The sequence below is a fragment of the Armatimonadota bacterium genome (assembly GCA_029907255.1).
GTDB lineage: Bacteria > Armatimonadota > UBA5829 > DTJY01 > DTJY01 > JAIMAU01.
This window is the reverse complement of record JARYMF010000003.1, coordinates 95,718-110,419: the sequence shown is the minus strand read 5'-3', so window position 1 is coordinate 110,419 and position 14,702 is coordinate 95,718. Positions and strand designations below refer to the sequence as shown.

Annotated in this window: 15 protein-coding genes; all 15 read right to left on the bottom strand. The window is 45.3% G+C overall.

The window, feature by feature from the left end; translation table 11 throughout:
* Positions 1-3: 3 nt before the first annotated feature.
* Positions 4-1,335, bottom strand: a complete 1,332-nt coding sequence (locus tag QHH26_03225; GenBank protein MDH7480974.1) for a CpaF family protein — start codon at positions 1,333-1,335, stop codon at positions 4-6.
* 3 nt (positions 1,336-1,338) lie between these two features.
* On the bottom strand, positions 1,339-2,556 hold the full coding sequence (locus tag QHH26_03220) for an AAA family ATPase (protein MDH7480973.1): 1,218 nt from the start codon (positions 2,554-2,556) through the stop codon (positions 1,339-1,341).
* Positions 2,557-2,567: 11 nt separating this feature from the next.
* Positions 2,568-4,211 carry a pilus assembly protein N-terminal domain-containing protein gene (locus QHH26_03215; protein MDH7480972.1) on the bottom strand — a complete coding sequence of 548 codons (1,644 nt, stop codon included), beginning with the start codon at positions 4,209-4,211 and terminating at the stop codon, positions 2,568-2,570.
* Between the two features lie 90 nt (positions 4,212-4,301).
* Positions 4,302-5,219 (bottom strand): Flp pilus assembly protein CpaB, encoded by a 918-nt coding sequence (cpaB, locus tag QHH26_03210; protein ID MDH7480971.1) that lies wholly within the window; start codon positions 5,217-5,219, stop codon positions 4,302-4,304.
* Positions 5,220-5,244: 25 nt separating this feature from the next.
* Positions 5,245-6,408: a pilus assembly protein TadG-related protein gene (locus QHH26_03205; GenBank protein ID MDH7480970.1), complete on the bottom strand. Its 1,164-nt coding sequence runs from the start codon at positions 6,406-6,408 to the stop codon at positions 5,245-5,247.
* A 17-nt stretch (positions 6,409-6,425) separates the two neighbouring features.
* A complete protein-coding gene (locus tag QHH26_03200; GenBank protein MDH7480969.1) occupies positions 6,426-6,887 on the bottom strand; it encodes a TadE/TadG family type IV pilus assembly protein in 462 nt (153 codons plus the stop codon).
* Positions 6,888-6,942: 55 nt separating this feature from the next.
* The gene (locus QHH26_03195) at positions 6,943-7,119 is read right to left on the bottom strand and encodes a Flp family type IVb pilin (protein MDH7480968.1); all 177 of its coding nucleotides are present in this window, start codon (positions 7,117-7,119) and stop codon (positions 6,943-6,945) included.
* Positions 7,120-7,238: 119 nt separating this feature from the next.
* On the bottom strand, positions 7,239-7,757 hold the full coding sequence (locus QHH26_03190) for an A24 family peptidase (GenBank protein MDH7480967.1): 519 nt from the start codon (positions 7,755-7,757) through the stop codon (positions 7,239-7,241).
* 107 nt (positions 7,758-7,864) lie between these two features.
* Entirely contained in the window at positions 7,865-8,029 is a 165-nt protein-coding gene (locus QHH26_03185) for a Flp family type IVb pilin (GenBank protein ID MDH7480966.1), read from the bottom strand.
* Between the two features lie 95 nt (positions 8,030-8,124).
* Entirely contained in the window at positions 8,125-8,988 is an 864-nt protein-coding gene (locus QHH26_03180; GenBank protein MDH7480965.1) for a hypothetical protein, read from the bottom strand.
* 428 nt (positions 8,989-9,416) lie between these two features.
* Positions 9,417-9,884, bottom strand: coding sequence for a hypothetical protein (locus tag QHH26_03175; GenBank protein MDH7480964.1), 468 nt, complete (start codon positions 9,882-9,884; stop codon positions 9,417-9,419).
* Positions 9,885-10,105: 221 nt separating this feature from the next.
* The gene (locus tag QHH26_03170) at positions 10,106-10,750 is read right to left on the bottom strand and encodes a hypothetical protein (GenBank protein ID MDH7480963.1); all 645 of its coding nucleotides are present in this window, start codon (positions 10,748-10,750) and stop codon (positions 10,106-10,108) included.
* 36 nt (positions 10,751-10,786) lie between these two features.
* Positions 10,787-11,983, bottom strand: coding sequence for a DNA adenine methylase (locus QHH26_03165; GenBank protein MDH7480962.1), 1,197 nt, complete (start codon positions 11,981-11,983; stop codon positions 10,787-10,789).
* Between the two features lie 15 nt (positions 11,984-11,998).
* On the bottom strand, positions 11,999-13,075 hold the full coding sequence (locus tag QHH26_03160; protein ID MDH7480961.1) for a hypothetical protein: 1,077 nt from the start codon (positions 13,073-13,075) through the stop codon (positions 11,999-12,001).
* Between the two features lie 7 nt (positions 13,076-13,082).
* Positions 13,083-14,693, bottom strand: a complete 1,611-nt coding sequence (locus QHH26_03155; GenBank protein ID MDH7480960.1) for a D-aminoacylase — start codon at positions 14,691-14,693, stop codon at positions 13,083-13,085.
* Between the last annotated feature and the right edge of the window lie 9 nt (positions 14,694-14,702).

Sequence of the window (14,702 nt, the reverse complement as noted above, 5' to 3'; positions counted from 1 at the left end):
ACATCACCTCAAATTAAAGATACTTGCCGGTAGCTCCAATCCCTGTTGAATTAATCTATCCATGAACTTTGGACGCAGCCCAGTAGCTACGTGTCTGCCGATTACTTTACCGCTTGCATCCACACCTTCCTGTTGGAACAGGAATAAATCTTGCAAGATTATGACATCCCCTTCCATTCCCTGCACTTCGGTGATGTGTGTTATTTTGCGGCTTCCATCTCTCAATCTGTTTTGATGAATAATTAAATGAAGAGCAGCAGCTATTTGTTCTCTTACCGCGCGTGACGGGAGTTCTGTTCCTGCCATAAGGGTCATTGTTTCAAGCCGCGAAAGCGTATCACGCGGGCTATTGGTGTGGGCAGTGCTAAGCGAGCCATCATGACCTGTATTCATCGCCTGTAGCATGTCAAGAGCCTCGCCGCCTCGGACTTCGCCTACGATTATGCGGTCGGGTCTCATTCTCAATGCATTTCTAACGAGCTGCCTAATTGTTATTTCACCCTTCCCTTCAAGATTGGGAGGCCTACTTTCCAATGAGACTACGTGATCTTGCTGAAGTTGAAGTTCCGCGGCATCTTCTATGGTGACTATGCGTTCATCGTTGGGGACAAACGACGAAAGGACATTAAGCGTAGTTGTTTTACCGCTTCCCGTTCCACCTGAAATAATGATATTCAAGCGCGCTATTACGCAAGCTCGGAGAAATTCTGCCATTTCCCTTGTAAGGGTGCCAAATGAAATAAGGTCCTCAATAGTATAAGGCTCGCGTGAGAATTTTCTAATTGTAAGTGTTGGCCCTTTGATTGACAGTGGGGGAATTATTGCATTAACGCGCGAGCCGTCGGGGAGCCTTGCATCAACCATCGGAGAGCTTTCATCAATTCGCCGCCCTAATGGCATCACGATTTTTTCAATTATCCGCATTACGTGTTGATCATCGCGGAAAATTTTGTCCGTCAGGAACAGCTTTCCACCACGTTCGGCGTATACTTGGTTTGGACCATTGACCATAATTTCGGTTATGGTTGGGTCATCCAGCAGTGGCTGTATCGGACCATAGCCGATAATCTCATTTATTACATCAGCTACTATTTGCTCCCGGACTCGAACCGGCAAAGCTAAATTCTCGCTTGCAAGTACATCAGCTGTTACAGAATGAACTTCTCTACTCAAAGCGAGCCTGTCGAGCGTTCCAAGCGTTTTTGGGTCCATTTCATCCATCATTTTTTGATGGATTTTGGCTTTGAGGTCTAAAAGACGGCGAATGTTTAGTGGTCCCTCTAGGTTTCCGCTTTCAGACCCTGAATTCGTCTTTCCTGCTCCCAATACTCCCACTGATTATCTCCCCTTCCTTGCCTTAGGTAGCAGGCTCCATCTTTCGGCTTCATTTACAGCAAATGGGAGATTACCTTCTACGCCTAATATGGTAGCGGCTAGTCTATCAATACTTCGCCCATAAGGTGAGTCACCGTCAGTCATTGCCAGTGGAACGCCCTTATTAATGGCGTTTACAAGCTTGCTTTCATTTGGTATATGCGCCAAAATACCGCATGGAAACATCTGCTCTAGGTCAGCTGCATGTAGCCTGTTTACCTTCGATACCCTATTCAAAACTACCTTTATGTGCTCTTTCGATATTCGCTCTTGGTCGAGAGCGTCGTAAAACTTTTTCGTATCCATTGCTGTTGTCAAATCAAATAAATTAGCAATTAAGAGCACAATATTTGAATGCATTAATACGTGAATAGTTGTCGGATGCAGTATCGGCGGCATATCAATTATCACATACCGATATGTTCGTTTGAGAAGGTGAATAAGTGTATCCCAGCACTCAACGCTAATAGCATCCAGCGGCAAAGGGTTGATTGTGGCTACAAGTACATGAACACCAGATTCATGCTCTGACACATAGTTTCGGATTAAATCCTGGTCCAAGTCTTTTAAAATTGGCTCAAGGTCTGAAATCGTATGCTTGGGCGTGACATTGAACATAGTAGCAATATCGCCAAATTGCGTATACATATCTACAATAACAACCTTGTTCGGCGCTTGTTTTGCTAATGCTACGGCAAGATTGACGGCTATCGTGCTTTTGCCTACGCCCCCCTTTGCCCCTGTTATGCTTATAACCTTTGGAAACCGAGCCGGGTCTTTTAACTCCTGAATATCATCGGAATCACGGCGATTTCGTACTTCAGCAAGTTCTTGTATTAAATAGCCTACTTCCGGTGATTTAAGCGGCCTTGTTACAACTGCCCTTGCCCCAACTTTCATGGCGGCTTCAACTCGTTCAATTGATTTTGTATCGGTCACCATGATAGCCATTATGTCTGGTGCAAGCGCATTTATTATTTCGCACGTCTGCAGACCCGTTATCCCTGGCAAATCATGCGAAATGAACATTATATGTGGAAGCAGCTGCATAGCAAGCTGGATGGCTTCGTGGCCATCGCGCGCAAGACCAACTACCTCGCAGCTACATTCATTGCTAAGATAGTCGCGCATTTGTTCGCGCAGTCTTTGATTTTCTTCTGCTACCAAAACTCGCACAGGCATTTCAGCACCTGCTATTCTTGGGCTTTTTCGGTTGCTGCTGTTGGTTTGACTATCTGCGGTGTAACGATTATCACAAGCTCACTTTCGCCTTTAGTAAACGAAGTGTTCTTGAAGAGCTCTCCTAAAATCGGTATGTCACCAAGCACTGGAATCTTCTTAACTAGCTTTGACACCTCATTTTGCAGTAGACCGCCAAGTATTAGCGATTGCCCATTTCTAACGCTTACTATTGTTTCAGCCCTTCGAGTGCGCAACGCTGGAATGCGGAATCCGCTAAACTCAACGGCGTTTGCAAAATCAAGTGAGCTTACCTCAGGCATAACCTTAAGTTGTATTGTATCCTTGCTGGTGATAGTGGGGAGAATTTCCAGGCGCACGCCAAATTCTTTATACTCAATAGTTACGCTCACTGCGGCGCCAATATTGCCTGATTGAACCACTGGCACCGGTATTTCTCCGCCTACTAAAATTTTCGCCTCTTGCCCATCAACCACAAGCAGATTGGGCTCCGAAAGCACCTTTGCCTTGTTTTGTTGTTCTAGAGCCCTTATCCTTGCGCCAATTGGGTCCAATCGGTATAGACCGCCGCCGCCAAAAATGTCGTAAGGAGGGCTTTGAATTTGCCCTATGAGCCAAGGTTGTTCCCCAAAGCTCGCTCCTCCCTCGCTTGTTGAGGCAATTCTGCCCCACTCAATACCAAAATCTTTTAGAGCGGCTTTATCTATACTCACGACTTGGGCACGCACCATTACCTGCTGGGCAATCGAACTATCAATGGTTACAGCATTGACGAGCGAAACTTCTTCATTTGCTCCCTCTGCTTGTCCACTTGTGTTGCTCTGCTTTTTCCAACCAGATATAACTAGGTTTATCTTGTCAAATTCAGCCTGCGTGCCAACCTTCCCCTCGACCAATACCACGTTTCCTGGCAGACCTCGAACGGTTAGGTTTGTTCCGTTGAGAGCCTGCCTTAAGGCTTCGCATGCCTCATGCGTGGATACGCTTATTTCATCAATCGGTTTTTCAATTTCAATGAGGTTTACTATTTTCGGACATCTAAGATCAACCTCTGCAGTAATAGGCGTAGTTCTATCGGTCTTAACGCTTTCAATACGAATCACATCGCCTTCGGTCCTTGCTACCGATTTTGTCTGCCCCGTTGGTTCAGGCGTATAAACACCACGGAAAGCGGCCATTTCTGCTACTGCGGTTGCTATTCTTTCCGCCCGGTCAGATTCAGCTTTTCTGGAAACCACACCCTCAAGCATAATTGTGCTTCCAACCGCTCGAACAGTAATCCTTGAATCGTTAAGTTCATTTGTTATAGCTTCCACAAGCTTTTCCATATTTAATTCGGCTGCCTTGACTTCGGTTTTGAACACACGCCTGCCATTGTCATCCCATATGTAGACGACGGTTTTGCCTGGTGATTTAGCATTGACTAATACTTCTTTTGAAGACAAAGGCACAACATCTGCTATTACGGGGTCGCCAACGGCTGCCCGCGTAACATTCTTGCATTCAATGATAATGCTTTCACCAACCTGAAGTGCCTTCTCACCGCTAGCCTTATCAGCCGCTTTTGCGGCGGCTAATGGATTCGCTAGAAAAACCGTAATTGCTAAAATGAATACAAAGCTTATTTTGGCTCTCATTTTTGAAAGGGGTTCTTCGTGTGCAATGTTTTTACTCCCCCCTGACCTCCTTTGCTAGGAATTTATTTGAAAGACTTCCTGTCTTATCTTTTATTCGCTGACCACAACCTCCTCAATCTTCGTGCCGCGGACAACCTGAACTTTCTTGCCGGGCTCTTCTTGCACCGTAGTCTGCGTTGTGGGCAGTGGCGGAATACTATAAATTGGCGGGCTCTCCCTAACTATTGGTGGAGGAGATGGCCTAGAAACCGCAGGGCGCACCGTTACCGTGCTAGATGTTTTCTCTGGAACATCGGGCGGCACATAACCTATCAATTGCCTGCTGGTAATGCCCTTTGAAATCACCTTGGCTTGGTCGCCATAGTACCGAAGAGTTAACCTCAGCTTGCCCTTTGATTCTGCCAGGATTAATTTTTCCGCATCCTGTGGGGTTACAGCAAGCGTTGCGTTAGGTTGAGTTTGAGGCTTGGCAGGTTTTCCTGTTCCCGGGTCAATTTCTCCCTCAACAACTTGCGAGCCAATTGCCAGCAGTTCAACATCCTGAAGTACAGTTTTTGTAATCGTTCCGTCGTTTACATCGAAGGTCGCTATAACATCAACGTGATCGCCAGGCTTTAGGAACCCTGCAACGCCGATAATAGGGTCAAGCGCCACCGTAACCGCACGCATTAGCGGCGGAACAGCATAGGACAAGCCCAAGGCAGCGCCTCTAGGGGCTAGCTGGTTCATTGATATGGGATTTCCTTCTTTAATTGTTTGCAATGCAACTTTGCCAACTACCGAATCAATGCTCACAGCGGCGTTTGGCGGAATGAGCTTCCTTGGGAAATCATTCACTCTTACCATATCTTGCGTGATTATTGTTCTTGCGGGTATATCTTTGCTTGCTGCCACAACTGCCACCGGCTGTCTAGACTCATCCGAAAGCCTACTCATATAAGCATATACAAGTATTGCTGCTACAGCTGCAAGACACAGAGCGGCGGCAAGAACTCTGTTTCTAGGCATTTGTTTCATCCTGCTTAACCTCCTCCTAAGATATCAAGCGAAGTCTTATCATAGTCCAATTATTCGAACCTGGCAAACTTGAGCCACCGGTCCAAAGTGGAATAAACTTATCCCCAATAACTGCTCCCTGAATAAATCTTCCTATAATTAATCCTTTATCCTGCCCTATATTGGTTGCTTTTTCAATAAAAAAGCCAATGAACCCAACTATTGTAACTTCCTTTGAACCAGAAATATCGTCAACTCCCGGGACATCCAGCAATACTGGTAAAATTACTATTCTCCAAGTATTCGGGTACATTCCTGTCTCTGGATTAAAATCTGCCGTCCATTCTTCCCAAGCAGTGTCATCGTTTGTATAAATCTCTTCTTTGGCTAACCTGTCCATAATGCCGGTGTAAGTTACGCTTCCCATTTTTCCTGGCTCAGTTGTGCAGGTATTATCTGGCTCCTCCGTAGATAGGCAAGCGGTAGGTTTGTCACCAGCAATCCTCAATCTATAATCTTTTGCGCCAGAATCAGATTCGTCGAGTCGCAGAGAAAGGTAGTTGCCCGGTCCTAGGAAGCCACCATCCCATGTTGTGCATCGAAGTATTCGCTGAGTACCAAACTCAACCTTAACGCTCCCGTCTTCATTAAATATCTCAAGGTTTGAAACTCCAATTGGAACTTTCAAAGGACTGCACAGTTCCTTTAGCTGTTCTGCTATTGCAGTAGCACTTGCTCCTACTCTCTTTTTGTCGAAGCCAAATATTCGAGCAAAGCCAAAATTAACGAGAACTTCACCTGTTGTTCGAATTGCTTCGCCCTCATTCACATTTAAACTTGTGCCATTATCGTATTGAACAGCTGTTGGAAACTCAACGGATATGCCTTCTTCGGGTGGTTCCGAATCGGGAATTAGGATTCGCCAGTTCGTAAGCTCATTATTCCCCAAAGCAGTTTTAATAGCCGTTTGAGTTGCGGCGGCTTCTCGATCGTTTAAACTAAGCAAATCTGTGCGAACCAGGTCCCAGATTCCGGCGAGTGCGGCGGCGTCACAAACATTCTGGGCTCTCTGCCTGGCGATAAACAGCTGTCCAACATCTACCGCTAATGCCGCCATCCCAACAATAACAACCATTAAAATTGCAACCAGGATTATGACGATTCCTTTTTCACATGGTTTTCTTTTAAAGCAGCGCATCATTTTAGCCTCCTTCCCGGCTACTCCCGTTTCATCACCATTTCACTTTTGACAGTAATGGAATCCCCGCCATCCGCAAGCCATGAGAAAAATTGACCTGTAATCAATTTGTGAGAATACTCGCCGTGAACCCTAACTTGGACATGATATTGGGCTATATTATCCGGAGGCGTCCCTGCAATCCAATCGCCCCAACTATTGGAACTCGAATTGTAGACCCTGTAAAAAACGCTAACATTGTTGATTCTTGATGGGTCAAGCGTTGGGGCACTGCCTTTAACCCTATTCACAACAGTAGTTATATCACTTCGGAGGGCGGCACTTCTTGCTCCTTCCCTGACTGCCTGGTTTAGTGCAAGGTAGTCCTTTATGAGCATGCCAAACTCAATGATTCCTAACAGCATTGTGAACAGCAAAAGGGCAACTATGGCGAATTCAACCAACGCTGCCCCTTTGTTGTCACCCATCCGCATCATTTTCATTTTGTCGTCACCGCCTGTCCTAAGGCTTTTGATGGTGTCTGCACTTTGTTTGCATTTATGGATATTTCGATGCAGTATCGCTTAATAGAACATTGGTCTTATTTCCTATCTCACCAACAATTGTTATGCATGCAATAGCAATTAGTGCCAGCACGATTCCATATTCAATGAGCACGTGGCCATCCTCATCGGAAGCAAGGATTTTCGCTTTATTCCTTATTTTATCCCACATAAGCTTAAGCTCCCTTCTTTAGCGGCGGCAGTAGAAAGCTAATTTCTCGGCATCCGACTACCGTCAAAATGCAGTTTTCAGAGCCTGTAGGTTGTGCCAAACGCTAAGTATTTTTGTGCTTATCTTCCAAATTGATAAATAATTGTAAGAATTGTACCAATTGCTATAGCTGGGCTGTAGCGAACTTTTAAGCCTTTCGAGCCTCCCGCCAGAACCATTGGTGCTTTTAGGACCGCGCTGAGAAAAACGTTTTTTGTAGTATTAAGGAATTCCCTGTAGATTAGCACCGTTATTACTGCCAGCGCACCCCCTACAACTGCCGAGATAAGCACCGCCCAAACTGCCGCTTTGTATCCAAGCAGAGCACCAACAGCCATCATGAGTTTAACGTCGCCGCCGCCAATGCCTGCTGCAGGAGCGAATAGTAAAAATGGAATAAGGATTATTAAAATTCCGCCTATACTGCTGAGAAAGCCCATCCACCCATTTGACACAGCGCCAAGCAGTATGCCAAGCGCCATGCAAGGTAGTGTTAACTTATTGTATATCTTTCCAAATCGGATGTCTGTATAAACTGCAAACCCCAGCATTAAAACCAATATGCCGATTGGAAGCATTTCTATTACTTTTGCGCCCATATTATCCCCGAGCTGTTAAAAAAGAGTGTGATTCTGCCCCGCATTAAGCGGGGCAGAATCCGTCCACTTTACTCCATAACGGCGCTGCTTATTTACTGCGGCCTTTACTATGGAATTGCATCTCTGCAACTCTCAAACGTGGAATTAACCTTCCCGCCGAGTTGCGTTACGGCCAAAATGCAAATTACGGCAATCAGCGCCAGCAAGAGGGCGTACTCGACCATCGTCGCACCCTCTTCATCCTTGAGCAGCTCCTTCATCCTCTTAACCATTTTCTTTCACCCCCTTTCAATAAAACGCTAATTCGAACTTTGCCTTATTCCTCATATTTGCGTTGACGCACCAGTTCATGCTTTGTTCAATAGCTTTAGAACCTAGCGCCGAGTTTAAATGTTAGCCCTTTGAAATCTGACCTTGCGGCGTCAGTATATGTCAGCTCAACATGCCTGCCCTTCTTTGATTGGTATCCGAGCCCTAGACGCCAGCCCAAAGTAACCACGTTTAATTTATCTTCAGCACCGCCTATGGAACGCTCGTCTTTGACATAGAAAGCTCCTATGCCGGCTTTGAAGTAAGGCGCTCCTCTAAGTTGAGATGCTTCCGAAAATTTAACATCTAAAATCAAGGGGACAAGCCTGAAATCACGGCTACCTTCTACTTCATCTAATGTAAAGCTCCCATCGCCGTGAAAGTATCCGATGCTTAAACTTAACGCTGTATTTTCTTTTTTGCATAGTTGATAGCCAATTTGGACTGCTGGCCACAAGGTGGCAGTCTCTCTGCGAAGACTGCTTTCTAAAGGATAGAAAACCCCTATGGAAAAACTCAGTGGATTGATGCCCTTCGGCCCAAGCTCAACTTCCTGATAGCCGTCTATCTTATCTCGGTCTTTAACAGCAGCATCACTAACCGCCTCGGCATATGCCCCTACTGATACGAAAGCGCCTTTTTCCTCAAGAACGAACTTCGCCTTTGCAACGTAAGGCTCGTCCGGTGTGCATTCTGTTACAATAGCCTTTGCAATTACCTTGCTGTTTGGCATTACCATGATGTTAAATACTGTCCCTTTTTTAACCGGCTCTGGCAAACCAAGCCACAGAAGCTTCTCAGATCTATCAACAACAATACCTCTTACCAGCTTGCCTTCCTCTTGTGCACATAATGCGGGGATAACCAAAGACGCCGACAATACCAATAACACCCAGCAAACTAAATGTCGGTTAAGGTGCATGCCGTTCCTCCTCCTTGTTGACTCTGAAATATAGATGACTGCCAATTATGAATGAATATAGAAATCTTCACTTAACAGAGCACCTAGATTCTTGGGAACAAATCGCCTTCCTGGCATTTTGTGCTATACCGAGACAACTCCAGTGGATTTGTTATTTAACTTGAGGTGTTGCAAAAAATGTGCCAATCAACCAATAGCAAGCAAGATTTACAACAAACTGGTAATTCAAATAGCAAGATATCATATTTCTGTTTTTTTGTCAAGCTAATTTTTTATTACCTTTTTGTTTGCAGTATTAATAACCCACTTCCTTATTAAAACTGTGTTTACAAATGAGCGCTGACACACTGTTTTATCGCTTTCTACCCTTCTATTTTTAAAATTAAACGCAACCGCAAAAAAAAATTAGAAATAGGGCAAATTTTTTTTCAAGCCGCTTTAGACTGGGGGTTTTCCTTAATTGGCCAGGTGAGGATTATGTGAGACTTGTTTACGATGGCAACCGAATCATGGGTAACGTTATTTGGATTATCTATTTGAGTAATCTCGGCATCTGTGAGCACCAAAAATGGCTTATCGGTTCGGTTTATATAGTCTGACAGACGTGCGCCAACTGGCATGTGCAAATCGCCCTCAATGTCAAAGCGATCAGTACAGACTCTAACACGGGTTCTCTCAACGGGGACTTTGTTTATTGCTATGTACACTGGACATGAAGCACAGTTATCCCTGTGCTTTGTGCAGCAAATCACGCGGTCGAGTTCATAGCAGTTTTTCCTCTGCTGAAAAGCTGGACATGAAATATAGTCCGACCTACTGCATCCGGTTACTTCCCAGCAAGTGGTGTATACAGAATTATTTTTCTCATCGCATTTGATTTTATTTTCTCCTGCCAATGCTAACTACCTCCAAAAATTGCTTGTGCCAATCAGCGAACGACCATACTAGTATTTCTACTGGTATATCTAATAGAAGTATCGGCATTATGCGGTAATTACTTTATTCCGCAGGGGAAAAATACTTTTGTTCCTTGCCCAATACCTGCCATAAATGCTTTCAAGGGAGAGCAACTTCCCTCGCTCTCCCTTGAAAGTTTTAATTTTGCCCTGATTTTTCTTTAAAATGAAGTGCTCAGAAAGGCACCATAGTAAAGGTCGTTTCTTATCGAAGAAACTTTAAATTTCAGTGGGCCTGCTACACTGTAAATCGCGGCCCAATTAAACTCTTCGGTATCATACTCTGCGGCAATTCGGAGACCAATGGGTAGGGTTCCCTCAACGCCGAAGAATACACCGCCAAGACTTCCTGTGCCCACGCCGCCGTGAACTTTCATATCTTGGAATATAACAGGAACGCCGCCAGTAATGGGCACTGTCTTAGAAACAGCCGCATAAAATGACTGGCCATCGTAGGGAAGTCCAAGCCCTTCTGTCTCATCAGAAATATCTCTTACTCCGACTGCTACGGCTGGCGTAAACGAAGTTTCTGGAATTACACACACCTGTGCACTCAAAGCGTCTGTTTTTTCTGTTGCGGGAAAATCTTGGAATCTTGCACCTTCAATCTCAAACCGAGACATGCCAATACTTGCCCAGTAAATTTTTTGGTCATCGCCCTCGGCACTTGCGGCATATTCACCTTTTATGCCGGTGCTTATGGTACTGCCTGTAGGTATTAAGATTAACCTATCAGCGCTGGCATAACTGATTACCATTAAACATCCCAAAACTAACAAAAGCAAGCAAAGCAAGGCTTTTTTCATAATGTACTCCTTTCCACTCATTTTGTAGTTGGAACTCTAGCTTACCATATTTTGATTATTTATATGTTCGTCAAGAACTTTTTGTTTCACCTCTTTTATATTTGAAGGATTTCCAGGCTTAGAAGTATTTACAATGGCGACAAATTCGACATTATGCGATCTTGGCGACGGGCGCTGGCTGCTTACGCGGTACCGCTTATATCTTTGCGTTACGACAGAGAGTTCACCTCGTGCAGCAAGGAGCTCAAGAAGGGAATCAAAAGGAATTATGCCGTCGGTACTGTAGCTTACCAATATGAAACGTGCTTTTGTTCTATTTACCAGGTCTGAAAATGCAGGAAGTGCAGAACAGCGGTAGCAGTACGGACTGCGCCGCACGGTACGCCAATCTTCGCGAATCGCCGCTTTGCCGTTGCCACTACGCCCAAACTGAAAAATTGGGGTAACTTTCGGCTTATCCCAGAGAGCTATGGTATTTAACAGATGGTAATTAGCACCATATTGGTGTTGATTATATGGAGGGTCAAGATACGCTACATCAGCTTCAATCTCGTCACATAGAACATTGGCATCCTCTTGAAAGACAAGATTTTGGCAACCGTTATCCCAAAACAGCGGCGGAGAAAGGGTAAGAGTGCTTCGAATGCGATACAGGGCTGTTTTAGTTGCCCCACCCCATCCTCTATGGAAACCCTTAAAAACTCCCGATGTATTGCTACAATAGGAAGCTTGGAATATAAGCGGGGCTAGAAGGACTGCTTCCTCGCCTTCTGTGATGATTTCGTTTGCGCGCCATTCGGCAATTTTTTCGCGTATAGCGTCAATTCTGCGGCCATTTTCTTGAGTATAAAACATTCTTTCGGTTTCCGGGTCATAATTCTCGTCGTCTTTGGGACAATAATTGCGGGCAATATAACCGCAAATTGGCTGAAGCGAGTTTAGAATGCGGATTGCATTCTCAATTCCACCAAGTTTCTCGAACGCAGGAGGTTTGTTATGGCCAATGTAACAGTAGTTTATATAAAAGGAATACGGCTCCCAATCGTTAGCAATGACCCGAAATCCAAGCGTCTTTGCCAGCCTTGAGACGACTCCACTTCCAGCAAAGGCATCGTAGAATGTTCCATTTTTAACGCCAGTAGCGTCAATCGCATGTTTTATTAGCCGTATAAGCTTGCGCTTGTTTCCAATGTACGGAATTAACTGGTCTGTTATATAATTTTGCTGCTCCATGCGTGCCAAGCTGTTCTACTTCTTTGGCAAAGGCGACCATGAAGCCTGATAATTATCGCCCTTGCCGTTTGTGAGGTTTAATGGATTTGAGCCATCCGCATTTATGCGCCAAATATCTCTGCCTCCGTCTGGGCGAAACAAAACATATGCAAGATACTTACCATCTGGCGACCAAGTGGGCTCTCGCGCATCACCGGAAACAATAAGCTTGGGCTTTCCACCCGACGCATTGATTGTATAAATGCCCTTGCATTTGTCTGGATATCCATCTCTAAGTGTCCACATTTCGAACGCAATGAGCTTTCCGTCCGGAGACCAAGCGGGAGACAACGGACCTTCAGCATTCCCTTTTATTTTCCACAGGTCTTTCGTCAGCACTCTTGAGATATCGGCAGTCAGAATACCATTCTCTTGCCCGCGGCCAATGAACGTAACTGCAAGCATTTCTCCTGACGGAGACCATGCGATAGCTAAACGGCGCGCAGCAGTAATTCCAAAGGGCTTCTCGTCAAAATTCTCAAGCACCAGTGCCCGCTGGCCTTCTTCAGCATTCATTATAACAGCAAGCTTTTTGTCACGAGGAGACCACAATGCTAATGAATACGGTGGATTATCTAAAATCACGCCTGTTGTTACCGGCGGCAAAATTTGCTGTTCTGTTCCTCCATGACGTTGAAGTGTGAAAACCCTGCCGCTGGAAATATATGCTAGCGTCGAACCATCAGCACTCCATTGCACAAAGTCTTTTGTACCGGTGCCCACTGTTAATTGTTTTGTATAGCTTCCGTCCCATGCAGAGACAAATACCTGATAGACATTCTCTCGCCGGTCAGAAACGGAAGCAATTTCTTTGCCATTCGGTGACCACACAGGCAGGCGGTCGTTTGCTTGATCATTGGTTACCTGCCGTTTATCGGAACCATCGGGTTTCATTGTCCAGATATCTATGTTCCCACCAACATCGGAAACGTAGGCAATACGAACTTCATCCGGGCTTTTTAGAAAAAAGGTACTACCTTGTTTCAGCAAAAAAAGCCCCACCGCACCAAGTACCGCCACAGATGCCAAAAAAATGATAATACCTCGGTTCATTATTTATTCACCTATCCCTTCCGCGTCTTATAACCCGACCTGCGCCAAGACCACTATCCACTATTCGACCGTCATCAACGCAAACCTTACCATTGACAACCACATATTTTATACCGATTGCCGGCGTGAGCGGTTCCTTGAATGTTGCGGCATCCGAAATCGTCTCGGCATCGAATATCGTTATGTCAGCCCAAAAACCTTCAGCAATTATGCCCCTATTGGCAAGGCCAAGCCTTTGCGCTGTCAAACCAGTCATCTTAGCCACTGCCTGCTCAAGCGTAAGTACCTTTTCCTCGCGCACATATTTACCAAGAACCCTCGCGAAAGTGCCGAAAGCCCTTGGATGAGGTTTTCCCCGGTTTAGGGGCCCTGTTGTTGCCCGCGCTGTTGCATCTGAACCTATCAAGACTGCTGGGTGCGCCATTACTCTCTTAACATCGTCCTCGTTTATTACGAAGTGCACCATGCCAATGTGGCCATTTTCACTGAGCATAAGGTCAATTGCAATATCAACTGGATGTTTCCCCTGCTCTTGCGCAATCTCAGCAATGCTTCGACCTTCAAAGTGTTTGTTGCATTCCTCGCGAACACTGCTTATTACAACTGCTTCCCAGCCGCATGAATCCTTTATCCAGCCCGACTCTGTATTGCTTATCATTTCATCGCGAATTTTGCTTCTCTCATCGGCATCTCTTAGTCTCTCTGTTAGGCTTCGGTTGCCTCCCGCATACGCCCACTTTGGAAACATGATTCCTAGTCCTGTAGAGGTGGCGACATAAGGATACTGATCCGCCCAAACATCCAATCCTTCAGCGCGTGCTTTGTCAATCAACGCAAGGCTTTCGTTGACCAATCCCCAATTTGGCTTTCCGCACGCTTTATGGTGCGAGATTTGCACTCCCACACCTGCTTCTTTTCCTATTGTGATAGCTTCTTCAACAGCTTCGCAAAGTCTTTCACTTTCATTCCTTATATGGCTCGCGTAGAACCCTCCAAATGGAGCTACTCCCTTACATAATTCAATCAATTCTTCAGTATCGGCATAGCAACTTGGTGGGTAAATTAACCCACTTGACAATCCAAATGCGCCTGCTTTCATTGATTCCTCAACTAATCGGCGCATCTCGGAAATTTCGCTAGGCGTAGCTGGGCGGTCATCATTACCCATTACTACACTGCGCAGAGTTCCATTGCCTACAAGAGTTATGCAATTGACCGCCATTTGAATTGATTCTAGAACATCAAAGTACTCATCCAAGCTCCGCCATGTCAGGTTAATCCCATATTCAGTCAACCATTTGCTAGCTTCTTCGAGATTTTGTTTGCCGCCCCTTGGAGCAGCCGAGTCTCCGCAGTTGCCCGAAACTTCAGTAGTAACTCCCTGAGTAAGTTTGCTCTCACACGTTGGATTGGCGATAACAAGCTCGTCAGTATGTGAGTGAATATCTATAAACCCCGGACTAACAACTAAGCCCTCGGCATCTATCGTTCTTGCCGCATACTCAGTCGTGCTTCCAACAATTGCAATCCTTCCGTCTTTTACAGCTACATCAGCATTAAAGCCAGGCTTCCCAGTGCCATCAACAACAAAGCCATTCTTTATTACTAAGTCAAACAACGGCATTCT